This is a genomic window from Williamsia maris, assembly GCF_024171815.1.
GTDB classification, from domain to species: domain Bacteria; phylum Actinomycetota; class Actinomycetes; order Mycobacteriales; family Mycobacteriaceae; genus Williamsia_A; species Williamsia_A maris.
Genome location: NZ_JAMTCJ010000004.1, coordinates 195646 through 219995, shown reverse-complemented (window position 1 = coordinate 219995; position 24350 = coordinate 195646). Strand labels below are relative to the sequence as shown.

Annotated in this window: 25 protein-coding genes; 15 read left to right on the top strand and 10 right to left on the bottom strand. The window is 64.3% G+C overall.

Annotated elements, in window-relative coordinates; genetic code table 11:
- Positions 1–16 precede the first annotated feature (16 nt).
- The 4 genes from LX13_RS19675 (at position 17) to LX13_RS19660 (ending at position 4621) form a co-directional block, all read left to right on the top strand.
- Entirely contained in the window at positions 17–790 is a 774-nt protein-coding gene (locus tag LX13_RS19675) for a TetR/AcrR family transcriptional regulator (RefSeq protein ID WP_253663030.1), read from the top strand.
- A gap of 283 nt (positions 791–1073) precedes the next feature.
- Positions 1074–3290 carry a molybdopterin-containing oxidoreductase family protein gene (locus tag LX13_RS19670; protein WP_253663029.1) on the top strand — a complete coding sequence of 739 codons (2217 nt, stop codon included), beginning with the start codon at positions 1074–1076 and terminating at the stop codon, positions 3288–3290.
- Positions 3291–3300: 10 nt separating this feature from the next.
- A complete protein-coding gene (gene fdxA, locus LX13_RS19665; RefSeq protein WP_253663028.1) occupies positions 3301–3618 on the top strand; it encodes a ferredoxin in 318 nt (105 codons plus the stop codon).
- Positions 3611–4621, top strand: coding sequence for an NAD(P)/FAD-dependent oxidoreductase (locus LX13_RS19660; protein ID WP_253663027.1), 1011 nt, complete (start codon positions 3611–3613; stop codon positions 4619–4621). Before fdxA (LX13_RS19665) ends, LX13_RS19660 begins: the two co-directional genes overlap by 8 nt.
- Before the next feature lie 8 nt (positions 4622–4629).
- Here LX13_RS19660 and LX13_RS19655 read toward each other — a convergent pair whose 3' ends face one another.
- Positions 4630–5643: a helix-turn-helix domain-containing protein gene (locus LX13_RS19655; protein ID WP_253663026.1), complete on the bottom strand. Its 1014-nt coding sequence runs from the start codon at positions 5641–5643 to the stop codon at positions 4630–4632.
- Positions 5644–5847: 204 nt separating this feature from the next.
- On the opposite strand from LX13_RS19655, the gene LX13_RS19650 reads away from it, so the two are divergent.
- Genes LX13_RS19650 through LX13_RS23565 form a run of 4 tightly spaced genes read left to right on the top strand, consistent with a single transcriptional unit; the run spans position 5848 to position 8921 of the window.
- Entirely contained in the window at positions 5848–6408 is a 561-nt protein-coding gene (locus LX13_RS19650; protein WP_253663025.1) for a molybdopterin synthase catalytic subunit, read from the top strand.
- Positions 6405–7424 (top strand): GTP 3',8-cyclase MoaA, encoded by a 1020-nt coding sequence (gene moaA / locus LX13_RS19645; RefSeq protein ID WP_253663024.1) that lies wholly within the window; start codon positions 6405–6407, stop codon positions 7422–7424. The genes LX13_RS19650 and moaA (LX13_RS19645) overlap by 4 nt, the downstream gene beginning before the upstream one ends.
- A 39-nt stretch (positions 7425–7463) precedes the next feature.
- Positions 7464–7706 (top strand): MoaD/ThiS family protein, encoded by a 243-nt coding sequence (locus tag LX13_RS19640; RefSeq protein ID WP_253663023.1) that lies wholly within the window; start codon positions 7464–7466, stop codon positions 7704–7706.
- The gene (locus tag LX13_RS23565; RefSeq protein ID WP_253663022.1) at positions 7707–8921 is read left to right on the top strand and encodes a molybdopterin molybdotransferase MoeA; all 1215 of its coding nucleotides are present in this window, start codon (positions 7707–7709) and stop codon (positions 8919–8921) included.
- A 314-nt stretch (positions 8922–9235) separates the two neighbouring features.
- Here the strand turns inward: LX13_RS23565 and LX13_RS19630 are convergent, their stop codons facing one another.
- The 3 genes from LX13_RS19630 to LX13_RS19620 all read right to left on the bottom strand — a co-directional run bounded on the left by LX13_RS19630 (position 9236) and on the right by LX13_RS19620 (position 10611).
- Positions 9236–9424, bottom strand: a complete 189-nt coding sequence (locus tag LX13_RS19630) for a hypothetical protein (protein ID WP_253663021.1) — start codon at positions 9422–9424, stop codon at positions 9236–9238.
- 13 nt (positions 9425–9437) lie between these two features.
- Entirely contained in the window at positions 9438–10157 is a 720-nt protein-coding gene (locus LX13_RS19625; protein WP_253663020.1) for a MucR family transcriptional regulator, read from the bottom strand.
- Positions 10158–10236: 79 nt separating this feature from the next.
- Positions 10237–10611, bottom strand: a complete 375-nt coding sequence (locus LX13_RS19620) for a hypothetical protein (RefSeq protein ID WP_253663019.1) — start codon at positions 10609–10611, stop codon at positions 10237–10239.
- 376 nt (positions 10612–10987) lie between these two features.
- Here LX13_RS19620 and LX13_RS19615 point away from each other — a divergent pair, with 376 nt between their 5' ends.
- From LX13_RS19615 to LX13_RS19600, 4 genes are all read left to right on the top strand, one after another.
- A complete protein-coding gene (locus tag LX13_RS19615; RefSeq protein WP_253663018.1) occupies positions 10988–11641 on the top strand; it encodes an MspA family porin in 654 nt (217 codons plus the stop codon).
- A complete protein-coding gene (locus tag LX13_RS19610; RefSeq protein ID WP_253663017.1) occupies positions 11638–12867 on the top strand; it encodes a hypothetical protein in 1230 nt (409 codons plus the stop codon). The genes LX13_RS19615 and LX13_RS19610 overlap by 4 nt, the downstream gene beginning before the upstream one ends.
- Before the next feature lie 423 nt (positions 12868–13290).
- On the top strand, positions 13291–13494 hold the full coding sequence (locus LX13_RS19605) for a hypothetical protein (protein ID WP_253663016.1): 204 nt from the start codon (positions 13291–13293) through the stop codon (positions 13492–13494).
- Positions 13491–13985: an Rv0361 family membrane protein gene (locus LX13_RS19600; protein WP_253663015.1), complete on the top strand. Its 495-nt coding sequence runs from the start codon at positions 13491–13493 to the stop codon at positions 13983–13985. Before LX13_RS19605 ends, LX13_RS19600 begins: the two co-directional genes overlap by 4 nt.
- A gap of 466 nt (positions 13986–14451) precedes the next feature.
- Here the strand turns inward: LX13_RS19600 and LX13_RS19595 are convergent, their stop codons facing one another.
- Positions 14452–16971: a molybdopterin-dependent oxidoreductase gene (locus tag LX13_RS19595; protein WP_253663014.1), complete on the bottom strand. Its 2520-nt coding sequence runs from the start codon at positions 16969–16971 to the stop codon at positions 14452–14454.
- 211 nt (positions 16972–17182) lie between these two features.
- On the opposite strand from LX13_RS19595, the gene moaA (LX13_RS19590) reads away from it, so the two are divergent.
- Both moaA (LX13_RS19590) and LX13_RS19585 read left to right on the top strand, forming a co-directional pair.
- Entirely contained in the window at positions 17183–18247 is a 1065-nt protein-coding gene (gene moaA / locus LX13_RS19590; RefSeq protein WP_253663013.1) for a GTP 3',8-cyclase MoaA, read from the top strand.
- Positions 18240–18500, top strand: coding sequence for a MoaD/ThiS family protein (locus tag LX13_RS19585; RefSeq protein ID WP_253663012.1), 261 nt, complete (start codon positions 18240–18242; stop codon positions 18498–18500). The genes moaA (LX13_RS19590) and LX13_RS19585 overlap by 8 nt, the downstream gene beginning before the upstream one ends.
- Before the next feature lie 6 nt (positions 18501–18506).
- Here LX13_RS19585 and LX13_RS19580 read toward each other — a convergent pair whose 3' ends face one another.
- Genes LX13_RS19580 through fdxA (LX13_RS19570) form a run of 3 tightly spaced genes read right to left on the bottom strand, consistent with a single transcriptional unit; the run spans position 18507 to position 20510 of the window.
- Positions 18507–18947: a molybdenum cofactor biosynthesis protein MoaE gene (locus LX13_RS19580; protein ID WP_253663011.1), complete on the bottom strand. Its 441-nt coding sequence runs from the start codon at positions 18945–18947 to the stop codon at positions 18507–18509.
- Positions 18931–20160, bottom strand: coding sequence for a molybdopterin molybdotransferase MoeA (locus tag LX13_RS23560; protein WP_253663010.1), 1230 nt, complete (start codon positions 20158–20160; stop codon positions 18931–18933). Before LX13_RS23560 ends, LX13_RS19580 begins: the two co-directional genes overlap by 17 nt.
- Positions 20161–20180: 20 nt before the next feature.
- Positions 20181–20510 (bottom strand): ferredoxin, encoded by a 330-nt coding sequence (fdxA, locus tag LX13_RS19570; RefSeq protein ID WP_253663009.1) that lies wholly within the window; start codon positions 20508–20510, stop codon positions 20181–20183.
- A gap of 520 nt (positions 20511–21030) precedes the next feature.
- On the opposite strand from fdxA (LX13_RS19570), the gene LX13_RS19565 reads away from it, so the two are divergent.
- On the top strand, positions 21031–22287 hold the full coding sequence (locus LX13_RS19565) for an MCE family protein (protein ID WP_253663608.1): 1257 nt from the start codon (positions 21031–21033) through the stop codon (positions 22285–22287).
- A gap of 998 nt (positions 22288–23285) precedes the next feature.
- Here LX13_RS19565 and LX13_RS19560 read toward each other — a convergent pair.
- Positions 23286–23744 carry a hypothetical protein gene (locus LX13_RS19560; RefSeq protein WP_253663008.1) on the bottom strand — a complete coding sequence of 153 codons (459 nt, stop codon included), beginning with the start codon at positions 23742–23744 and terminating at the stop codon, positions 23286–23288.
- A gap of 390 nt (positions 23745–24134) precedes the next feature.
- A complete protein-coding gene (locus LX13_RS19555) occupies positions 24135–24302 on the bottom strand; it encodes an antitoxin (RefSeq protein WP_253663007.1) in 168 nt (55 codons plus the stop codon).
- Positions 24303–24350 lie beyond the last annotated feature (48 nt).

Below are 24350 nucleotides of genomic sequence, written 5' to 3'. Positions count from 1 at the left end.
CGGTATTGTCAACACCGTGCCCATACCCACCGACGAAGAACAGCCAGACGCGGTGACCACGAGCCGAGCCCGCCCGGAACCGTCGAGGCAACAGGTTCGCCGCGCAGCCACCATCGACGAGATCAAACGCCGATCACGCGAAAAGCTGGCCGACGCAGGCCACGGCGGGCTATCACTACGGGCGGTGGCGCGCGACATGCGCATGTCCTCAGCGGCGATCTACCGCTACTTCCCGAACCACTCCGACCTCGTGACCGCGCTGTGCATCGACGCCTACACCGCACTCGCCGACACCATCGACGAGACGCGCCGAAGCCGTGGTGACAACCCAACTTCGGACCAGATTGCGGCCGCATTCGCCGCCGCACGAGCGTGGGCCAAAGCCTTCCCCCACGACTTCGCGCTCATCTTCGGAACCCCAGTGCCCGGCTACCACGCACCAGCAGAAGCGACCGGGCCGGCCGCTGCACGCGCGGTCACCACGATGGCCCAAATGTATGCTGAAGCCTTCACAAGCGGTGCCGCACAACCAGAACCCTTACCGGCAGTCCTCGACGGAGAAAAAGGTCCTCTCGCGACCTACCTCATGTCGATGAGCGAAACCCCAATCTCCGACGACGTACTCGTCCACATGCACAGCGCATGGGCAAGCAACCTCGGGTTCATCTACTCCGAACTGTGGGGCAACCTCGCCCTGCTCTCGACCAACGTCGACGCAATGTACGACCACCACCTCACCAACATCCTCCGCGCCCTCGGACTCACCAATCCCGCCCCGGCGCAGACATAACGCAAACTATCGGCACGATGTACCTGTTGCGCGACTGAGGCCGAACTCGATCGCGGTGTCGCCACCGAGCTGTGGTTGGTGGTGCTGTGCCAGATCGGCGGGTACTCCTCGGGTCACCGACTCGTACCGCGACTCGGGGCCCGAGTCGTCCGGCACATCGGCCCGCGACGTCGTCCTCGTCGGTTCCACACTTGGTCAATAAGCTGTCGCTGACAGTCATGTCGCACCGCCACCGGGACAGGACGATTAATGGTGAGCCCATTCACCGCCCCCTGGAGTCCCGATGCCGACACTGTCCGAAATCAGCCCGCCGATCGCCGACCCGTCCGCCACAGTCCATTCACCCGCGAAGGAACTGACCGTTCTGGGTGCATGCCCGCAGGACTGCCCAGACAGCTGCGCCATGGTGGTCACCGTGGCCGATGGTGTCGCCACGAGTGTCAGCGGCAGCAAGTCCATGCCGTACACCAACGGCGGACTGTGCGTGAAGGTCGACAACTACCTCGACAAGGTTTACAGCCCGGACCGGCTGCTCTACCCGATGAAGCGCTCCGGACCGAAGGGCAGCAATCAGTTCGAGCGGATCTCCTGGGACGAGGCCATCGCCACCATCGCCGAGAAGTTCACCTCGATCAGCGAGGAATTCGGCTCCGAGGCGATCATGCCGTGCAACTACTTGGGCACCCAGGGGATCACGCAGGGGCTCAACGTCGGTGACGCGTTCTTCAACCGGCTCGGCGCCACCGTCGCCGAACGCACCTATTGCGACGCCGGGTCGTGCACCGCGTATGCGATGACCGTCGGGGACACCGCAGGTGTGGACCCGGAGAGCTTCGTGCACTCGAAGTTCATCCTCGTGTGGGCGTCGAACGTGATGAGCACAAATCTGCACCTCTGGCCCTACATCGCCGAGGCCAAGAAGCGCGGTGCGAAGGTCGTCGTCATCGACCCGGTGAAGACCCGCACCGCCAAAGCAGCGAGTCAGTACATCCCCATCCGGCCCGGCACCGACGGCGCACTGGCCCTGGCGATGATCCACGTGATCATTGCCGAGGGACTCACCGACGACGCCTACATCGCCGATCACACGGTGGGTTACGACGAACTCGTCGAGCGTGTCGCCGGCTACACCCCGGAGTGGGCATCCGAGGAAACCGGCATCCCGGTCGATGACATCTGCACGCTCGCTCGTGAATACGCGCAATCCCAGCCGTCGGTCATCCGGATCGGCGTCGCTATCGAGCGCAGCGCGGGCGGTGGACAGGCCGTGCGTGCGATCTCCTGCCTGCCCGCACTGGTGGGCGCGTGGCGCAAGCCGGGTGGCGGACTGCTGCAGCTCCCGCTGTGGGCGTTCCCGGTCAACTGGCCCGCGTTCCTACAAACCGAGCTGCAGACCCCGGGTACCCGGGTGATCAACCTGTTCCGCCTCGGCGAGGCGCTGACAGGCGGCCTCGAGCTCGACACGCCACTCAAGGGCCTCATGGTCTACAACTCGAATCCCGTCGTGGTGTGTCCCGACCAGGACCGGATGATCGAGGGCCTCTCGCGTGAAGATCTGTTCACCGTGGTCAGCGACCACTTCCTCACCGACACCGCGTCGTACGCCGACATCGTCCTCCCGGCGACGACGCAGCTCGAACAGGACGACATCAACTTCTCCTGGGGGCACCTGTTCGTCACGTACAACAACAGGTCGATCGAGCCGCGGGGAGAGGCCATCCCCAACAGCGAGTTGTTCCGGCGACTGGCGGCAGCGATGGGGTTCACCGAGGCGGCGTTCCTGCGGACCGACGAGGAATTGCTCGCCGACGCCTACGACTGGGATGCACCGGCGATGGAGGGCATCACCCTCGAGTCACTACGGGAGAAGGGGTGGCAACGGCTGAACCTCCCGTCTCCGGAGGAGTACGCACCGCACGCCGAGGGGAACTTCCGAACCCCGTCGGGTAAGACCGAATTCGTGTCGTCGGCGGCGGCCGGCGGGAACTTCGTCCTGCCACTGTTCCGTCAGGGGTCCAACGATCACCAGCCGGGACAGCCCGTCGACCCACTTCCCCACTACATCGCACCACGGGAGACCAGTCGAGCCAACCCCGAACTGGCGGACAAGTTCCCGCTCAATCTGCTGTCGCCGAAGTCTCACGCGTACATCAACTCGAGCTTCGCCAACATCGCGATGCATCAGAAAGTGCAGCGTGAACCCAGCCTGCTCATCAACCCGATCGACGCGGCGGCACGCGGTATCGAATCGGGTGCGCAGGTGCGGGTCTTCAACGACCGCGGCGAGTTCATCGTGATCGCGAAGACCGACAAGTCCGTGATGCCGGGTGTGACCGTCTGCTCGATGGGCTATTGGCGCAAGAACTCCATCTCCTTGTCGACGCCGGCGTCGTTGAACCCCACCGTGTTCGCCGACCTCGGCAACGCACCCACCTTCTCCGACACGCTCGTCGAGGTAGCCCTTGTCGAGCAGGTTGGCGTCAACACCGAGAACGGATAGGAGAACACCGATGGCATACGTGGTGACCGACGCTTGCGTCGACGAACTCGACAAGTCGTGCGTCGAGGAATGTCCCGTCGACTGCATCTATGAGGGTGCACGCATGGTGTACATCAATCCCGACGAGTGCGTCGACTGCGGGAAGTGCGTACCCGCCTGCCCGAACGACGCGATCTTCTGGGAGCACAAGATCCCGGCGGACAAGGCGTTGTTCGTCGACATCGCCGTCGACTTCTTCGACGAGACGGAAGCCTCCGGCGGCGCCGAAGATTTCGGGCCGGTCGGCCGGGATCACCCGGCGGTGGCGGAGCTGGGCGGGAATGACTGACCCGGACACGACCCGGGGGCCCGACGCGACGACGATCGACTGCGATCTGATCGTCGTCGGAGCCGGACCGGTCGGGCTGTACGCCGCCTACTACGCCGGTTTTCGCGCGATGAGTGTCGTCATCATCGACGCCCTGCCCCATCCCGGTGGTCAGATGACAGCGCTGTACCCGGAGAAGCTGGTCTTCGATGTCGCCGGCTTCCCGGCCATCCGCGCCCAGAGTCTCGTCGATGCGCTCGTCGAGCAGGCGTCACGCACGGCGCCGGTGTATCTCCTGGAACACGTGGCGATGACCGCCGACGACGACGGCGACGGGGTGCGGGTGACCACCGACCGCGGCACAACCGTGACCGGTAAGGCCATCCTCGTCGCCGCAGGTATCGGGAAGTTCACCCCGCGCCCGCTGCCGGCCGGATCGGAATTTGCCGACCGCGGGCTGCGGTACTTCGTCCCGCACCTTGACGAGTTGGCCGGGCACGACGTACTCGTCGTGGGCGGTGGCGATTCGGCCGTGGATTGGGCGTTGGGTCTCGAGTCCATCGCGAACTCGGTGTCCCTCGTGCACCGTCGCAACGATTTCCGTGCGCACGAGCACAGCCTCAAGCTGCTCGAGGAGTCCACGGTGTCGGTGCTGACGCCCTTCGAGGTGTCTCGCATCTCCGGTGAGACGACGATCGACTCGGTCACCGTCATCGACGCCGACAGCGGAACGAGCAGAGATCTCCCGGTGACCAGCGTGGTCGCCGCTTTGGGCTTCAAGGCCGCGTTGGGGCCGATCAACGCCTGGGGGCTGGAGAAGCATCAGCGCGACATCGCCATCGATCGCGCGATGCGGACCAATCGGTCCAGAGTGTTCGCGGCGGGCGACGTCGCCGGGCACGAGAACAAGGTGAAGCTCATATCGGTGGGCTTCGCCGAGGCCGCAGTGGCGGTCAATCACATCGCCGCGCTGGTCAACGCCTCCGAGCCGGTGTCGCCGGGCCATTCCAGCGACCGCGTCTGATCGACGGATCACTCCGGGTCGCCGGGTCGACGCGGTCGGGTGACGGCGTGTGCGTCACCCGACTGCTCGGCCACCATGGCCCGGTACTGCCGTGGGCTCATGCCGAACTCGCTCTTGAACGCCCGGCTGAACACCGCGAGGTCGGTGAAGCCCCAGCGGCGCGAGATCTGGCTCAGAGACCGATCTACAGCCACACACGCGATGATCTCGCGTCGGCACTTCTCGAGGCGGCGCGTACGTATCGACCGCGACACCGTCATCTGGTGGTCGGCGAACAGCCGGTGCAGGTGCCGTGTGGACACACCCATCGCATCGGCGATGACCACCGGGGACAGGGTGGGATCGCCGAGGTGATCGTCGATGTATCCGTTGATATCCCGCAGCGAACTGGAGCCGATCCCGACGGGCGGAACACCGGTGGCAGTTCGGGCGATCACGCTGACCAGGTCACCGATCTCGTCGGCGACGGCGTGCGCGCCCGCGGTCCCGGCACCCGATCGTGAGACCACGAGGTCGTGCAGGAACCTGCCCAGCACTCCACTCATCCCGTTCCGGCCGTCGAGCCGGATGGCCGTGAGATCCGACGAGTCCCGTTCGGTCAGCGCCAGTGTGGCGCGGGGCCAGGTGAACACCTCGAGCGACCACTGGTCGTCGTGAGGATCACCGGTGCACATCCACTCGAACGGTCGGGTGGTGTCGTAGACGACGAAATCGTCCCTGCCGAGAGCGCATTCGCGACCGTCTTGGCGGACGACCGCGGTGCCGCGACGGATCATCCCCACCTGGATGAAGTCGCCGCTGTCGGCGTCGATCAGGGTGCCGTTGCGCTCGATCCGTTGGCTCGTCGAGTCGACGCTGGAGACCTGCAGATGTGCGATCGATTGTGAGCGAACCGAGCCGGTGAACCGTTCGGTCCCCACCTCGGGGACGTCGAGCGCCACGAAGTGGGTCCGCAGCAGATCGATCCAATCGCCGTGACTGGTCGTCCGCGCGGGCACGGTGAATCCCGATCGTGTCAGCATGGATTCCTCCATTCCTCGCGGTCGCGCGTAACCCGCCACGCGGTCTCAAGTCTATCGCTGCATGTTGCGCCGATGTGTACCGATCGTGACGATGCCAAGAACTCCTGACCAGCGAATACGAGCGCCGACAAGCCGTCTCTGTCAGTCAACATCTGGTCGCTGGGCGACAACCGCCACCCCGCTGACGACCGGCACAGTCGGGTCATGAGCAACAACTCACGAGGCGCGGAGTCCGACGGCGATGTGATGATCGGTCAACGCGCCGTCGTCTCGGCCAGTGTGCTCGGCGAGCCCCTGTCGGGCGTGGACGTCACCGCGCATGTCGCGTCACCGGGCTGCGGCGCGGTGGTCACCTTCAGTGGCACCGTCCGCGATCACTCGTACGACCACCACGGCGCGCTGATCGACGGGGTTACGGCCATCGACTACGAGGTGTACGAGCGACACGCCGTGGACCGGATGGAGCAGATCGCACACGCCGCGGCGCACCGGTGGACCGACGTCGGCGGGATCGCCATCGTGCACCGCCGCGGCGTCGTGCCCACCGGTGAGGCCAGCGTCCTGGTGGCCGTCGCGGCCGGACATCGCGCCGCCGCGTTCCATGCAGCACAGTTCTGCATCGACGTTCTCAAGCTCGCCGTGCCCATCTGGAAGCGTGAACTCCACCGAGGCGGGGGATCGTGGGTGGAGACCGGTGCCGCGATCGACGATGTGGCCGTCGCCGCGAACGCCTGGCGTCCCGTACCCGTAACGGCGGGCGCATGACCACGCACGACGTACGCGACACCCGAGGGCGCCCACTGCGCGATTTGCGCATCTCCCTGACCGACCGGTGCAATTTCCGCTGCGTGTACTGCATGCCGCGCGACGAGTTCGGTCCCGATCACGCCTTCCTCCCGTCCGACCGTCTCCTGACGTTCGACGAGATCGAGCGGGTGACGCGCATTGCCATGCAGCTCGGGGTTCGCAAGGTCCGGCTGACCGGTGGCGAACCCCTGCTGAGGTCAGGGGTCGAGTCGCTCATCGCCACGCTCAAGGGCCTCGATGGCCTCGAGGTGGCGATGACCACCAACGGGGCGCTGCTGGCCGCACGCGCGGAAGGCTTGGCGCGCGCGGGCCTCGACCGCGTGACCGTGAGTCTGGATTCCACCGACCCGGAGGTCTTCCGTCGGATGAGCGATACCCGGGTCCCGGTGGGCCGGGTACTCGACGGTATCGACGCCGCGGCCGACACTGGATTGGGTCCGGTGAAGGTCAACGTGGTGGTTCGGGCCGGGGTCAACGAGTCGTCGGTGTTGGCTCTGGCCGAGCGTTTCCGCCACTCCTCGGTCACCGTCCGATTTATTGAATACATGGACGTCGGTTCGACGAACGGATGGGACGGCGAACAGGTCGTCCGTGCCGATCAGATCACCGCCACCATTGCTGCCGCGCACCCCCTCGAGGTCCTCCCCCCGCGGTATGAGGGCGAGGTGGCCAGGCGCTATCAATATGTCGACGGTGGCGGTGAAATCGGCGTCATCGGCTCGGTGACCACACCCTTCTGCGGTGACTGCACACGCGCACGCCTGTCTGCCGACGGTCAGGTCTACTCCTGTCTGTTCGCCACCGCGGGCACCGACCTTCGTACCCTGATGCGGTCGGGGGCCGACGACGACGTCGTCACCGAGACGTTGCGGCGCCTGTGGACACGACGCGACGACCGATATTCCGAACTGCGGTCGGGCCCGGGTGAGGCGCCGGCGGGCAAACGTGTCGAGATGTCGTTCATCGGTGGCTGACCGCGTACACGTCACCCGACAGACGAATGGAGAATGCCGATGGCGAAGGTCCTGATGTTCGCGAGCGCGCGGGAGGCGTCAGGCGCTCGCGCGCAGGAGATCCCGGGTGACTGCGTCGTGGCGGTGATCGATGCCGCCGAGCAGATGTACGGCCCGCGGTTCGGGGAGGTCGTCGCGTTCTCGCGCATCTGGCTCAACGGCGATCCCGTCACCCGGGACGGTCGACAACCGTGCACGGCCACCGACGAGCTCGCGATCCTGCCGCCCGTAGCAGGTGGGTGAGTGCGCACGGTCGCCGAACACCGCGCGCGGATTCGGGCACTAGGGATCGTCGCAGCGCCGCGTTCGGTCCCGGTGGACGATTCCGTGGGCCACGTTCTGGCCGAGGACATCTCGGCGCCGGTGGCGGTGCCGGCCTTCGACGTGTCCGCCGTCGACGGATTCGCCGTGACGATGAATGACCTGTGCACCGGTTCGGCACCGGCGGTGCGGGGCCCGCGTGTGGCCGGCCCGGTCACCGACCCCGAGGTGCACGTGGCGCCGGGGACGGCGATCCAGATCATGACCGGCGCTCAGGTGCCGTCGGGAGCACAGGCGGTCGTGCCGGTAGAAGCGACCAGCGGATTCGTCGACGACTTCACGTCCGGCCACGTGCGAATCAGTGGTTCTTTCGCGAAGGGCGCGAACATCCGTGTCGCGGGCGGGGACATCGCGGCCAACGAGAAGGTCCTCACGGCGGGAACACGACTGTCCCCGAACCGCATCGGTGTCCTCCGTGCGTTGGGACGAACGCACGTAAGGGTCCGTTCCGCCCTCCGCGTGGCCGTCGTTTCCACCGGCAGCGAACTCGTGTGGGCAGGCGAGGACACCCGACCTGGGCAGATCCACGAGTCCAACGGCTCCATGCTCGGGGCAGACCTCGCGGCGTGCGGCGCGACGGTACGCCGCCCGAACCCGATCGGTGATGACGTTAACAGCCTTCGAGACACGCTCGAGCTTTGCGCCGACTGGGCCGATCTCATCGTCACCACCGGCGGGATCAGCGCCGGCACTGAGGACGTCGTACGGCTTGCGCTTCAGGGTCGGGACGCCGACTTCGGGCCTGTGGCCCTGAAACCGGGCCGTCCCCAGGGACTCGGCCGCGTCGACGGCGTCCCCATCGTCTGCCTACCCGGCAACCCGGTCAGTTCCTTCGTCTCATACGAGGTCTTCGTACGTCCCGTCGTACGGGCCGCTTTGGGCCACCGGGCCATCGATCGACCTACCCGCGAGGTTCCGCTCCTGTCCACACTGAACGCGGGGCGCGCCGGGTACACGCGCTATCTGCTCGGGATACTCGAGATCGACGGTGTCACACCGTGTGGCCCATCCTCGGGATCGATCCGCGCACTCGCCGCGAGCGACTGCATCATCGTGGTCGACGACACCTCCTTCGATCACGGCTCACAGGTGCGCGCGTGGGTTCTCGATAACTCGTCGTGTGACCGGTTTCGGTGAAACCGACGGCCGATCCGCACACCAAGCGGCACCTGGTGGGGTGAGCACGGTGAGCCCACCTCGGGTGGTCGTCTCTGCCGTGGCGCACTTTATGCCGTTGTGATTCCCAGGTTCAGTGCCGCGTAGACCGTGTTGTCGCCTTTCTGAACGGTGAGAAGTCCCGACTTGTCGTAGATGTGATCGGTGTCGTTTCTTGTATCGCGGCCTACCAGCGACTTTCAATGTGGCCCGACATAATATAACTATCGGCGCGTGAGATACATTGCTGTGGACAGGCTTTGACGGCTTCCTGACATAGTCGCGGTTTTCGGACGTCAGTCCTGGGGCCATTGGTCGGCGATGGTGTTCCAGTGGGCGGTGATGGTGTCGGTGTCGATGTTGCGGGCGGTGAGGAAGCCTGCGTGGAAACGCTGGGCGTGGGTGCGGGTGTCGGGGTGGATTATCTTGATCGCGAACTCGACAGCGGTGAGCGCTTCTACGGTGTGAGCGGGTGTCGTCGGCATGAGGTCGGTTCCGTTATGCCGACCGCGGGTGACGCTGCTGATCGTGTTGTGTCACGGGTGACGAAGCATGGGCGATTGCTGATGGTTCCGGTTCCGGTGCGGTGTCGCGGGTGGCGAGGATGCGGCGTATCGCGCCCAGGGGCAGGCCGTGGTGACGTGCCACCTCACGCACCGTCTGGCCCATGCCATGGATCTGGTGGCGGATCTCGGTGTCGCGGGCAGCACGCTCGGCGGCGGTCAGCTTTTTTCGGCGGGCACCGACGTGTCGTCGACACCGTTCGCTGCACGTGACCCGCGGTGTGTCGGTGGTGGCCAGGTTGCACCACTGCGCCCCACACCCCGGACACGTCCACACCGCCTCACGGCGGGCAAGGTGTTTACGTTGAGCACGCAAGCCGCTGGTGAACACCTCGCGGTACTCGGCGAGGGTCTCGCGGTGACGCTGCGCAGCCACCGTCTGATCGACCTTTGTTGCGATCGCACGCATGTAGTCCGCGCCCTGGACCGCCCGCACCCCGGCCGACATCCGCTCCGAGACCGCCTTCGAACACAACGCCTGACCGAGTGGGAGTCCGTGGCGGACTTTGTAGTCCCGCGCCGGAATGTCATGGACCCGCACGACATGGGCGGCGATCGACTTCAACCGCCGCCCACACTCATGACACAACACCGTCGCACCGTCGTCGTCGAGATCGCCGAACCGGCCGAACCCATCACGCTCACCCAACCGCACCAACAACCACCACCCCACTACCGCTGCTGTGCCGCCAGCCCCGCTGCACCCACATCCGATCCACCAGGGTTATCCGGGTCTATCGCGGTGTAAGTACCCCGACGTAGATGGTCGTCCGGTTCGGCAGTCCTTTGACCGAGGTCTCGAACTTCCCACCCGGGGTGTTCGCGGCGATGCCGGAGTATCGGTTGACCAGCGTGCCCACCGACTCCTTCGTGCGAATCCCACGAAAACCGGGCAACACAGCGTCGATCACCGGCTTGAGATTCGCGTTGTGGATTGCCCGCGCCTCGGACTGAGTAGTGACGACCGTCGCCCCACCCGGTGCCGGCGCCACGGTGAACGCCGACGCCAACGGAGCACCCACCACAGCACCCGCACCGATCACCGCGCACGCACCCGCGGTCACTGCCACACGACGCACCAACACCATGAGGACCACCCATTCAGTCATTAAATACACGTTTTTCGCGGTTCGCGATATGGAACCGACTAGCGCACACCACGATTCGGGTGCGCGCCCGATCAAGCTGACACGAAACCGCCTTGCCCACAACAACGCGCAGCTGAAAATGGCGTATTTCACACCTCGCTGACCAGCGTCGATGGTCACAATCTGGTCACCAACCATGTTCACAGCCCCCGCGCCAGGACGTGGTGTCAACCGCCGCAGGGGCCGTTAGCTGCGGAAACAGTCCGGTGGGTGATCCACACCACCAACCGCGGGGGCGATTGGTGATGTGTAACCAATTGCGTTGCCGCAGGGGGCGTGTCATTGTTCCTGATCACAACACCGCTCAGGTGTACAACTTTCGGGAGGACCACTTCAGATGGCGTTGGCACGACACACGGCCACACCCGCGGTCGCAACATTCATAGCTTTGGCCATCGGCGCTGGGGCTGGCGCCGCGCATGCCACTCCCCCACGCCCGGCCGCGAATTCGTTCGCCGACCGGGCGGTCACGAAAGTCACTGATGATGGGTGGCGGGTCACCGCCACCAAATCCCACGAACACGTCCGCTCGGTCCCGCCACTCAACCAATCGCCCTGGACCCGCGAGGGATTCCTGTCGTTGAAGGCCGCCGGCGGGATTGCTGGTGCAGGTAGCTCACCGGTGACCGCGGGGACTGTGACCGGCGGGTTCCAGGTCGGTTGCAACACCGACGTAAGTTCCGGAGCCACCATCGGCATCGCCGGCGGCCCGAATGCCACCCTCAACATCTCCTACCCACCCGCATTAGGCGTGGGAGCCAGTGTGCAGCCATCGATCTCATCGACGCTGAAGCCCGGCACCATCACCGACATCCCACTCGGCACCAAAAAACTCGCCGCCGCCCGCGGAGCCATCACCACCGACGGCATCCACATCCGCGTCGACGGCTGCCTCGGACCCGTCACCCTGCGCTCCTACGTCACCGTCGCGATCTCCACACCCGCCAACGACAACACCATCAACGTCTACGGACGGCCCCACCACCTATGACCACCAGCAACGCACCGATGAAACGTACTGCGGATCAGCACCAGTCGCAGTGGGTGCGCGTGATAGCGATTGCGGCAGTCGTGCTGGCAGCCACAGGGGTACTGAGCGCCAACGGTGCCTGGCTATCGAAGCCCGCGCCAGCAAGTGCCGACGCACTCTGTGATGCCATGCGCAAACAGTTCGGCCCGGGCTACCCCTGCATTAGTGTCCCGACCAACACCTTCACCCCCACCGCACCAGCAGCACCCACCATCACAAGCCCCAACGGACAAGGACAGACCGGCGGCCCACAAGTCGGCATCGACACCGGCCCAGGCCCCGGAACTGGCGACGGAACACCTATCGTGCCCGTCCCCACCCGCACCGCCGCGCCACCCCCGACCGCCAACCGGCCCCAGCCCACACCCGCCGCCGGCGACACCGACACCGACACCGACACCCGCGACGGCTTGACCACACCTGTTGTTCCTGGGCGAACCCCAGCCGCAGCGTCACCGCGCACCCTTACCGCGCCGCTGCCGATGGGCCCATACACCTACGCAGACTTCACCAGCATGGGAATGGGTCCGAAATTCACCCAGCTATCCGGCTGCGGATTCCTTGGCGTGGATTGCATCTGGCACGGCGTGGTCTGCGCGAGCAGCGTCCTAGCAGTGGTCCTGCCGCTACTGAGATTCGCACGAATCCTTAAAATCCTCGAGCAGGCGGCGAAGTTCGTCAAACCGTCCACCGCGTATCGGATTTCCGATCTCATTGACGAGATCAAGAAGGGCGATAAGAGCCCAAAGTGGATCTGGAACGCCATCAGCGGCGACCCAGACATCAGAGATTTCGTATCCGAAATCGCAGGGATCAAAGCCATCATTGAATGCGCCAAATGGATAGGCGATGCCCTCGGCGGAGACTCCGATTCCGGGGGCGGGTCGAATGGGGGCGGGTCCGGCGGTAGCGGTAACGGCGGTAGCGGCGGTAGCGGTAACAGCGGAGGTCAAAACGGTGGTGGCGGCGGCGAGTCCGAAGGTCCGAACGGTGACGTGCCCGTGACGCAGACACCAACTCCGCAAGCACCGATACCGACGCAAGAACCTCAAACTCAGGAGCCGACGACCCAGGACCCTGTGCCCCAGACCCCGCAGGCGCCTCCGCCGACATCGCAAGCGCCACCACCACCCCCGGCCACCCCCGACCGGCCGACGTGCCAGCCCTACCCGGCGTGCCGAGCATGAGCCGGCTAGTCACGCTTGCCCGCGCCGCTACCGTTCTGGTGTCAGTTGTAGCTGCGACCGCATGCGGAACTAGCCAATCGACGGGCGGGGACAAGACACCGGTAATCGACGTGCAGGCACCCGGTTTGCGAGATGCGGTGAGCAGCTACTACACCGCTGTCTTCGATAGGGAATACGAGCGGGTCTTCGGGTTGCGGTCCCCCGTCTGCACCAAGGGGACCACCGCCGCACAGTTTGGCGACGATCTCCGATCGTTGCTGAGCGGATACGACGGCCGCCCGTCGGTGACAGCTGTCAGACTGGTCGCGCGCGCCCCGGGCTCAGCCGTGATCGAGTCCACCCTGTCCGACGACAAGGCCCCCCGCTTTCTAGCAGGCCCACGTAAGTGGACACGAATCGAAGGACAGTGGAGATTTGACAACTGTGTCTGACAGCAAAAAGCGCCGACGATTCGACGGCTATGACTACTTTGTGTGCTTCATCGTCATCGTGGTCACGGTGCCAGCCGTCGTCTCAGCAGCCCATGGTCACACCGGCATCCTCGACGTCGCCGCATTCTGCGCGGCCGCGCTACTAGTTGCTTACTACGCTCGGCGATTCTTCACTGGCAGGAACCAGTCGAAATGAGTCTTCGCAACAAGCAGATTCCAGCGACGTGGGTTACCGCTGGTGCTCTTCTCGCGGTACTCGCGCTCGTGATCGCAGCATGCGGGTGGGCCGGCGTGTTCGGAGCCTCATCTGAAGTAGCGTCCCGCGACAAGTCCACCAAGGGCGTCGAACAAGCTGTAACAGGATTCTTGACCAGCTATCGCGACCGCGATTGGACCGCCGCATCAGATCGATCATGTGGCGACATCCGAATCCAGCTACTCGACAAAGAACACAGTGGGCTGATCAGCACCCCCACGACCCAACGCGCCGCAATCGTTTCCGCAAACGACTTCCATTACACGCAGATCGACGGACCGGTAGCCACCACCTACGCCCGCGTCACAATTGGCGTGCCCGGCGACCCAGAAGGAAATACCCCCGCCATTGCGTTCTTCGCGCTTGCGCAAACCGACAACACCTGGAAAGTGTGCACCGCCGCCAATGCCGCAACGGGTGCCCTCCAGTGAACTGGAGACAATAGCGCACCTGGCGTAACGTAAATTATTGGCAGGTTGTCGTTTGCTAGGCGCCCCCGAGTCAGAGTCGTTCCGTCAAACCGGGGTGTTCACCGAGCAGGAATGTGTCGCTAATTGGCGCCGCGGTCGCGCGGGTACTGCCCGTCTGGGGGTGTAGTCACTCCCCCGGGCGGAAGACATCTGCTGTGCGCCCGGCGCAGCAACACTGGGGTCACTGCAGACCAGAATGCCCATCTTAGGGCGACAACCAGGGGGGTTAGTCTCGCCGGGGGCGGAGTTGTTCTGCGACCCGAACTCTGACCGCTACCGCTAGCGCGACACCGAGTGTCCCCAACCCCACACTTCGGCGTGGTCATTAAAGACGACGACAGCCCGCGCAACAACGCCCGCGTTCGGCGAGGGTGCTGCCGCGTTGGGTGGTGTCGGTGACGGTTATGTCGGTCTCCCTAGTCCGTAGTCAGAATCTCGCAGGAGGTGGTGCGGCGGAGTCGAGAACTTCGATTCGGACTGGAACGGTTTTGTGCCATGGATTGCCGAAAAACTTGTCACGGCGGGTGACCGTCGTCAGGGTATTGAGCGGTACTCCTATAACTGTCTCGCCGTTTGGGCCGGGATATGAGACACCCATGCCATTGGGCAGCGATACATGCCCAGGCTGCATCATGTCGCTGATTTCTACTGTCGTCGTGGCGGTGCCGGTCTCCGTCGTTAGTCGCACGATATCTCCGGTGTCTACGGCAAGTTCGGCCGCGTCCTGCGCGCTCATGCGCAGGGCCCCACTCTTGTCACGCCGCCGCCAATCGGGGTCGCGAATTATCACGTTCGCGGTGAATGACCGTCGCTCGCCAGCCGACAGAACAAAGGGGAATTCAGCAGTGGTGTAACACGGTTCCTCAGCGTCGAGCCGCCGGATCTCGTCCATTAATTCCGGGATCATTAAGTGAAACTTCTTGTCCGCGTGACGGACGTAGCTCCACGCGTCGCTATAGGTATCATCGGTGAACACCACACCTTCGTGCCGGTCACAAATTGCGCCGAACAGGTGCTCGCCCTGTCCGTCGCCGTCGTCGGTGAAACCTGCCCTTCGTGCCGCGTCGGGTTGCGCGATGGTCGCGAGCTGGGCGAACCCCCATATGAGCGCCTGCGCTTCGTCCCCGGGCGCGAAGGTCGCGCCAAGAGTTCGGTAGAGAATGTAGGGCAACAGTCCTGCGAGTTGCTTTTGTTGTTCGAGTGTTGAGAACAGCGCCAAGCTGTACGCAGAGCGCCCGACCTTTGCAGCCGCCGTCAGCGCGCTGATCACGGTCGAATCCACAAGGTGGAGGCGATCAATCAACGCTGCGTATATCTCCGGTTCTGAACGTGTTCCCGGCATGGGCGACATGAGTGGCCGACGCATCTGGAAAGTGTTGTGCGGAAAATGAAGTGTGAACAGTGATGCCTCGTACTTCTCGAACTGACTGGCCGCGGGCAACACGTAGTCGGCCGCGCGGGCCGTCTCGGTGAGAGCAACGTCGACAACCACACTCACGTCGAGGCTTCGCATGGCGCGTCGGAAGCGGTTCGAATCGGCTAGAGAATGCAACGGGTTCGAGGAATCAATCCACAGGGCGCGGAGTCGATCGGGATGATCAGTGAGGATTTCGTCGGCGATAGAGTTCGCGGGAATCAATCCGCCGATAATCCGTGCGCCAGTGACGGGTGTGAAGCCCTCCTGCGTGCCGTTGCCAACCAGGCGGGCAATCGGATCGGCTGCGGGTACCGCCACCGAGGCGAAGAACGCCTTCAGTGTCCTTCTCGCGATCCGTTCAGCGATCCGGCCTGATGCCTTCTCGCCATCGAGGCGTGAGAAGACCGCGCGCATCGCGGCGGCCCCGTATCGCATCGACATCAATCCCACAACGCGACGCGTCCGGTCCAGCGGGACCGTACTCTCCCGCTCGATCGGGAACCATGGACCCGCCAATGGGAAGACCCACGAATGAATGTGCATCCCGCCAGGTTTGGCGAAGCTCCCGGTGAGAATCCATAGCATCTTCTGCAGATAGGAACTCACAGTGCTGTTCGGTGACTGCTGGACCCCCAGGTCTTCGTAGGTGGCAACGCTTGTCGCTCGTCCGATGCGGCGGGCGGCTGAACGGATGGACTCTTCTGCTACGCCGCATCGCCGCGCGTAGTCGGCGATGTCGATTTTGCGAAAGAGTTCTAACACTTCTTCCACGCCCACCGCGTGGGCCGTTAGCCACTGTGAGTCGATGAGGTTCTCCTGCACTAGCGTGGCATCGAGTGCGCCGAGACACCACACGTCGGTTCCGGGTTTGATCTGCAGATGATGATCGGCCATCGCGGCCGTCTCGCTCTTCCGGGGATCGATCACAATGATCGAGCGTTGGGGGTCGCGAGCCATCTCCTTGAGGGTGGGCCGCGCACGCGCCACACCGTGAGACTGCCACGGGTTCTTGCCGACGAACACCGCGACCTCGGTCTTCTCGAAGTCGCCGGACGTGTGGCTGCCGTAGAGCTGTTGATCAACGTAGGCCTCGCTGGTCTTCTCCTGAGCGAGCGCGTTCGACATGTACTTAGCGCCAACCGCATTGAACAATGCGCGGCCGTAGGCGCCACCAAGGTGATTGCCCTGACCGCCGCCACCGTAGAAGAAGATTCGCTCCCCACCATGTGTGTCCCGCACGGCGGCAAGTCGCTCGGCGATCTCATCGAGCGCGATGTCCCAGCTGATCTGTTCGTACGTCCCGTCAGTCCTACGTCGCAACGGGGTGTCGATGCGATGCGCACCGTTCTGGTAGCGATCCAGACGTAGCGGCTTCTCGCAGCTGTATCCCTGGGATGCGGGATGGTCTTTGTCGCCCCTGATCTTTGTCAGCGAACCGTCTTTGACTAAGACCTCGAGACCGCAGTTGCACTCACAGAGAATGCACGCGGTCTTCTGCCACTTGGGCGTTGGCTGCTCATCGTGGGCCATGTCGAACCTCCGTCTATTTATTCAGCTATAGTACATAGATTCCTCACTACGGCGGGTGGCTGCAGGTCAGCCATCCGACACGTTGAGCGCCGGGGAGTCGGTACGCGCGTTCGGTGCAGCCCAGACAACGCGGAGGAGGCAAGACCGTCTACGCATATGCACATGTCCGCCCCAGTGCGGTTGACCGAGATGAGGAGCCGGAGGCAGGTCCATGAACTCGATACCCCTGGGCATCCCGACAGCACGTGATCTGTCGGTCGGCAGGCCTGATGTCCCCGGTCTCGTCGATCGGTTCGGTCGTGTGGCAACAGATCTGCGGGTGTCGGTGACCGACCGATGCAATCTGCGATGCACGTACTGCATGCCCGCCGAGGGCCTTGAGTGGATGCCCGGCGACGAGTTGCTGTCGACGACAGAAGTGAGTCGACTCATCAAGATCGCCGTCGATCACCTGGGCATCGAAGAGATCCGCTTCACCGGCGGCGAACCCTTGCTGTTCCACGGACTCGGCGAGCTCATCGGTTGCGCTGCCGATCTTGTTCCACGACCACAGATCTCGTTGACTACGAATGCGCTTGGACTGGAGCATCGGGCGGGTGCACTTGCAGCCGCGGGCCTCGATCGGGTGAACATCTCCCTCGACACCGTCGACCGCGACACATTTGCGTCCATCACACGACGCGACCGTCTGCCCGCGGTGCTCGCCGGGATCGACGCGTGCCGCGCGGCTGGCATCGCTCCCATCAAGGTGAACGCCGTGCTCCTGCGCGGGGTCAACGACGATGGCGCCTGCGACCTCTTGCGCTATTGCATCGACCGTGATGTCGAACTCCGCTTCATCGAACAGATGCCCATCGACTCCGACAACGCCTGGGCCGCGCAGAACATGATCACCGCCGAGGAGATCCTCGCGATACTGCGGTCAGAGTTCTCACTGCACCCAGAATCGGAGGCGCGTGGGTCGGCGCCTGCGGAACTGTGGACTGTGGACGAGAGCCGTCACCGGGTGGGTGTCATCGCGTCGGTGACTCGACCATTCTGCGGGGACTGCAACCGCGTCCGTCTGACCGCCGACGGAAGCGTCCGTAGCTGCCTGTTCGGTGCCGAGGAATTCGACCTGCGTGGGCAGCTCCGGTCGTCGGAACCGACCGAGTCGGTGGACCGTGCGATAGCGCAGAGGTGGAGAGAGGCCGTGTGGCGTAAACAGCCTGGACACGGGATCAACGACCCCGGCTTTTTACACCCGACCCGGCCCATGAGTGCGATCGGTGGGTGACAAGGCCATGACGATGGAGATCCGCTACTTCGCGGCTGCGAAGGCGGCAACCGGTGTCAGAACCGAGCGGGTTGTCTGCGCGCCGACCGATCGGATCTCGGATCTGCTGCGATCCCTTGAGGAGTCCCATCCAGCGCTGCAGGCCGTGCTCCCGCGGTGTTCGTTCCTGCTCGATGCTGTCGCTGTGACCCGCGATCGGCAGGTGGGATCGGCCGCGACGCTCGACGTCCTTCCCCCGTTTGCCGGGGGATAGCGTCGCTCAAGCGCAGTTAACCCATTCTGTGGATCCGTCGGCGAACTGCTGGACCTTCCAAATGGGCAGTTCCGCCTTCACTTTTTCGACCACATCGAAGCACCCCGCGAAAGCGGCGCCCCGATGAGCGGAGGCGACAACGGCGACGAAGGCGGCATCTCCGATCGCGAGGCGGCCGGTCCGATGGGCAACGGCGATTACGCAGTCGGGATGGGCCGTCGCGCTCTCCGCGGTGAGCCGGGCGATGACCTCCGACGCGCTCGGGTGAGCAACGTACTCCAGACCCATGACCACACGATTATGGTCATGGTCGCGGACGGTGCCTTCGAAGGAGAACACGGCACCGAATCTAGGCTGCCGCACCAACGCCGTAAGGTCTGCGACCGACAACGGTTCGCCGGTGACCACGGCACAGACGACACGTGAGGCGTCACCGAGCGAGATCACCCGGGGCCCCACCTTCGACGGTGACGGTGACCAGGTCGCCCGCGGCGAGACGCGGGCGGTCGGTATCAAGAAATGTGAAACAGTTGGCGCCAATCACGGCCGAGAGTCCCCTCCCCGTCGTTGTGAGGTCGACCACCGGCACCGATCCGGATGGGGCGTTGGCGACGGCACCGAGGATAAATCGCACCGTCCCTGGCCGTGTATCGATTGTGTGGTTCAGCTGTGCGCGCAGTGTGGGACGACCGTCTCCGCTGAAGCCCATGGCTGTTCGGAGGGCGGGGCGAATAAACGCCTCGAACGAGGCTAGCGCGGCCAGCGGGTTGCCGGGCAGTGTCACCACCGCAACACCTTCGAACCTCCCGGCGCCCTGCGGGCGACCCGGTCGCATGTTCACGATGCACAGATCGACGCCGCGGTCCCGAAGACTCGACTTAACGACATCGTGGTCACCAAAACCGATGCCTCCTGACGTGATCACGACGTCGGCCAATGCGCCCGCTCGGGTCATTGCGTCGAGAAAATCCTCTGGATCGTCAGACACTGTCGCTGTGTGGACAACCGTTGCGCCGCATTCCGCGACCGCGTGGGTCAGCATGATTGCGTTCGACGCGAGGATCTCACCGGGGCGCAGCTCGTGACGAGGCGAGCCCGCGGACCCCTCCACGAGCTCGGATCCAGTGGAAAGGATCGCGACCCGCAATTTCGCGTAAACCTCGACGGTGTTTATTCCCAGGGCCGCACACAGACCCGCCAGCCCGGCTGTCATGACGGCGCCGCGGCGCGCAATCACAGCGCCATCAGGCACCTCTTCTCCCGCCGCCCGAATGTTGAGGCTCGGCGCGATGCCCCCGGCGATACGAATTCGATCACCGTCGCGCGTGACGTGTTCCTGTGCAACGACGGCATCCACGCCGTCGGGTACAGGCGCACCAGTCATGATGCGTAGCGCCAAACCCGCGACGAGTCGGGGATACTCGCCGGGTTCAGCGTTAATCTGCCCCACCAGTTCGAACTCTTGTCGTTCGTCAACGGTCAGGCGGCGGCCGCCTGCAGCCACCGCGAATCCATCCACCGCAGAGTTGTCGAAGCGGGGGAGGCGCGTGCCGGCGACGATCGTCGACGCCGTAACTGATCCCCGGGATCCGCACAACGGGACTGTCGCCGTCACGGTCGGGCCGATCAGCTCGGCAACAACAGCGGCGTGCTCGGCCACCGATCTGGCGATCGGGGCGCTCACACCGGGGGGCACTCTCCACGAGGGAGCTGCGCGATCGCATCTACGTCACTCGTGTATGGGCCCACCCTGGCCGCACCTCCGGGAGAGCCGATCTCAGCGAAGAAATCGGCGTTGGCCGACGTGAAGTGGACCCACTCATTGGGGACGTCGTCCTCGTAGAAGATGGCCTCCACCGGGCATACCGGTTCACATGCCCCACAGTCGACACACTCGTCGGGATGTATGTAGAGCATTCTCGGGGCCTCGTAGATGCAGTCGACGGGGCATTCGTCGACGCAGGCGCGATCAAGGACATCAACGCACGGCGACGCAATCACGTAGGTCACGGGTACATCGCAGTCGACGCGCGACCACCGGCAGCAAGATTACGTGTCGGCGCGGCAAGCGCCCTCGTCGCAGCCGATCCTTTGCATTTCCGATTATGCCACATGCCAGACAACATACCTTATCCAAGGTCGCTTGGCCGGCGGATCACCGGTGGTGCTGCATGGCGTGAGTAGTCGCAGCATCCACGTGATTGTCCCGAGACCCATTCCCCCACCACGTGACTCGCCGATAGTCCAGGAGGCAAGCCGGATCCGGCGGTGTCGGCGAGACTGAAGATGCGATAGCGCAAAGAAACTGACAGCCATTGCAACAGGTCGACCTCACGAACTCTCGGGCGAGAGTGGGGCTCGTCACGCAACTGGCGCGTAGGTGGTGAACCCCACTACGTATGCAATGCTAAATGTGCCATTTCGGGATGGCGTTGTGGTGCTTTCGGTGACATGTTTTGGTGGACGCATCCGCGTCCGTGGGCGGTGCTTGGTAACGGCGGCCATCCGAGAGGGAGCGTTCGCGGTGAACATGGTGAGTCGGCTTCAAATCTGGCAGCTCGTGGCGCTGGGTTTGGTGGCTGTGATCGCGTTGTCGGTGGTCGGGGTGCGCTACGCGCGTCTCGATTCCCTGGTCGGTGTTGGTTCGTACACGGTGCACGCCAATTTTCGTGATTCGGGTGGGATTTTCACCAACGCCGAGGTGACCTATCAGGGTGTCGCGGTGGGCCGAGTGTCGGCGTTGTCGCTGCGCCCCGACGGTGTGCGCGTCGATCTCGATCTCGACTCCGGCGGCCCGAAGGTGCCTGCCACTGCGCAGGCGGTGGTGGCCAACCGTTCGGCGATCGGTGAGCAGTTCGTCGATCTGCGCCCCTCGAGTGTGGGCGGCCCGTATCTGCGCGACGGGTCAGTCATCACAAACACCACAGTCCCGATACCGGTCGAAGACGTTGTATCCAGCGCGATCACACTGTCGGACTCAATACCGGTCGACGACTTGCACACCGTGGTCACCGAACTGGGCAAGGCGTTCAACGGCAACGGCGAGAACCTGAAGGGCCTGGTCGATTCGCTGTCGAACCTGGCCAAGACCGGCAACGACAACCTCCCGGCGACGATCTCGCTGCTCCGCAACGCCAACACCGCCCTGGGCACCCAGGCCGACCAGTCCGACGCCATCCTGGACTGGTCGAAGAACCTCGACCTGATCACCACCCAGCTCGCGAGCAGCGACCCATCCATCCGCCGATTGCTGACCACCGGAACCGCGTCGGCAACCCAGATCTCAGCCCTGCTGACACGCAGCGGCGGCGACGCGACGACCGTCGTCCGCAACCTCGCCACCGACGTCCGAAACATCAAAGGCACCTTCTACGGGGTGTCCCCAGCGCTCGCGATGCTCTCGTTGGTCTCTGTCGCCAGCCACACCGTCATCAACACACCCCCGGGCGACGGGACCATCAGGTTCAACCTCATCGCCGAGGTCAACAACCCAACCCCGTGCACCGTCGGCTACGAGAGCACCCAGGCCGAGATCGCCGCCATCAAAAAGAGAAACCCCAACTTCGACATCAACTACGACGACTTCCCGCTTAACACCAAAGCCAACTGCACACTCGCGCAGGGCAACCCGACAGTCGTTCGCGGCGCCCAGAACGCCAAATACGACGACCCCGCCACCACCCAGCCCTGGGACAACAAACCCAAAAAAGACCCCGACAAACTCAACCTCAACCCGCTAGCAGCGCAGATCGCAGCACTACTCGGCGTCGCCCCTGTCAGGAAATGACCGTGCACGACAGCTACGCGAGGACGGACAACACGAGGCACCCCCCGTCCTGCGGCCACCCAGCACCACGCCCTAGCGACCGGCAATCAGGTCGCCGACTCACAGTCATCACATGCAGTCTCGGAACCGCCGCGCTCAGCGGACTCAGCTGCTTCATTGCGGGCTGGCTTTACACCGCACTTCACATGTCGCACAACATCATCAACACACCAGGCATGGACTGCACCCCAATACTCGCCGTGGCCGCCCTCACCGGCGCCACCGGCACACTCATCGGTGGACTGGCCGGCGGACTGATCGGAAAGATAGAGAACAGATCCCAGGGGCGCCGCACGCCACCTTTCGACCCCATATAACGACCGACAACCCGGCGGCTGCGTTGGATGTGGGCCAATGAGTAGGAGATCCTGACCGTGTTTTTAGCTCTGTCATCGCACGGCAGCAACACATGGTTGACGCCGGTTCCGCGACCTGCGCGGGTAGTGGGCGCTCACATACTCGCCGGCACCATCTGCTTTGCGTTCCAATGGTGGTGGCGCGATCCAGGAGATCACCCGGTGCGGTCCACGATGGTCTGGCTGACGTTGATGGCCATCATCGACGTTCCGTACATCGCATTCGCAGCACGACAGCGGCGGCGGAACGGCCCGCGCCACCACCCTCACTGACATGCCTCACCGCAACTCAACGCAGCTGGACCTCGCATCGCAGGCGTTGGTGGCCCGCACCCGGCAGCGCCGCGGCGGCATCGTGGTCTGCTCTATTGGGGTGCCCACTGGGAAGTCGCCTACTGCCACCGCCCGACGAGGACGTCGCCGACTGCCACCGCCCGACGAGGACGTCGCCGACGACATCGGTGCATATGTCCCACGTCTTGGCGGGCCCACAGCGGATGGCCCAACTCTGATTCCCGGCAGCTGCCCACACCAAGTCCGCCGCACTGCCTGGGCGGGCACTGCGATCCTCGCCCGCCCCGGCACCGACAACCTGGGGCGCTTTTATTTCAGCATTCTCATCGACGACCGGGCCAGCCCGCTGAGCCGGTACGCCGCCGACACATCCGGGCCGACCCCTACCAATGGTTTGAGTCTTACCTGCGCCTGCTCACATAACGCTGTCGCACGGTGTATCGACACCGACTGCTGGCGGTTTTCCCACCCGGCACCGCCCATGCCCGAGAACACATCGCTGGTCCATCTACCTACCGTGGCAAACCCTTCGGCATCAGCTGCCGCAGTCCACCGCACCGATTGTTCCGCGTTCGGCGACAACGCAATACGCACACCGGGGATCACGAATCCGTTTCCCGGGCCGGTCTCGGGGAACTGCACCGCAGCCATCGCCCGGGCGATCTGATCACGCACCCGCCACGCCGCGGCCTCGACGACCAGATCGTCTGACTGAGTGCGCACCACCTCGCCCAGGGCGCTACATGCCGCCGACAGGTCGTCGAGCACGTCAGCAGGGATCCACGACACTCCTAACCGGGGTTGGGGCGCACCGCACACCTCATCGAGACGTTCGGTGCACCACCGCCCGACCCACTCGAGATCGGCCCGCTGATGGGCCCGCGACCGGTGCACCCCCACCGCTATACCGGTTGCCTGCAGCCGCAACCGGCGATAAACGACAGCGGTGACTACCGCATCACTCAAGCCACGACGACGCCCGAACATCGACCCCACCCTCTTCCCTACTTCCCCGGTGTGATTTTCTGAACGGGCTCTTTGCTCACCTCTGGTGCGGGCCCCTGTTTCTTGTCGAGATCGCGACCAAATACGAACTCACCCACCCCCGGGGTATCAGCAGGGGGTGGGTGCATTCGCCGTGACCGCGGCTGGGTGCGGTCAGTCCTGGGGTCGGGTGGCGTCTTTGGCTTTGCCGACGACCTTGTCGATCTGCTCGTCGTGACCGGACGCCTTCTTCTTGGCGACGGCGCCGACTTTGTCGAGGCCCTTGTCGACCTTGTCGTCGTGCTTGCCCGCTAGGTCCTCGATTTTGTTAATGAACGACACGTCGCCTCCTGCCTAGCTTCTTGGTGGGCGGTGGCGCGGTGTGCAGGA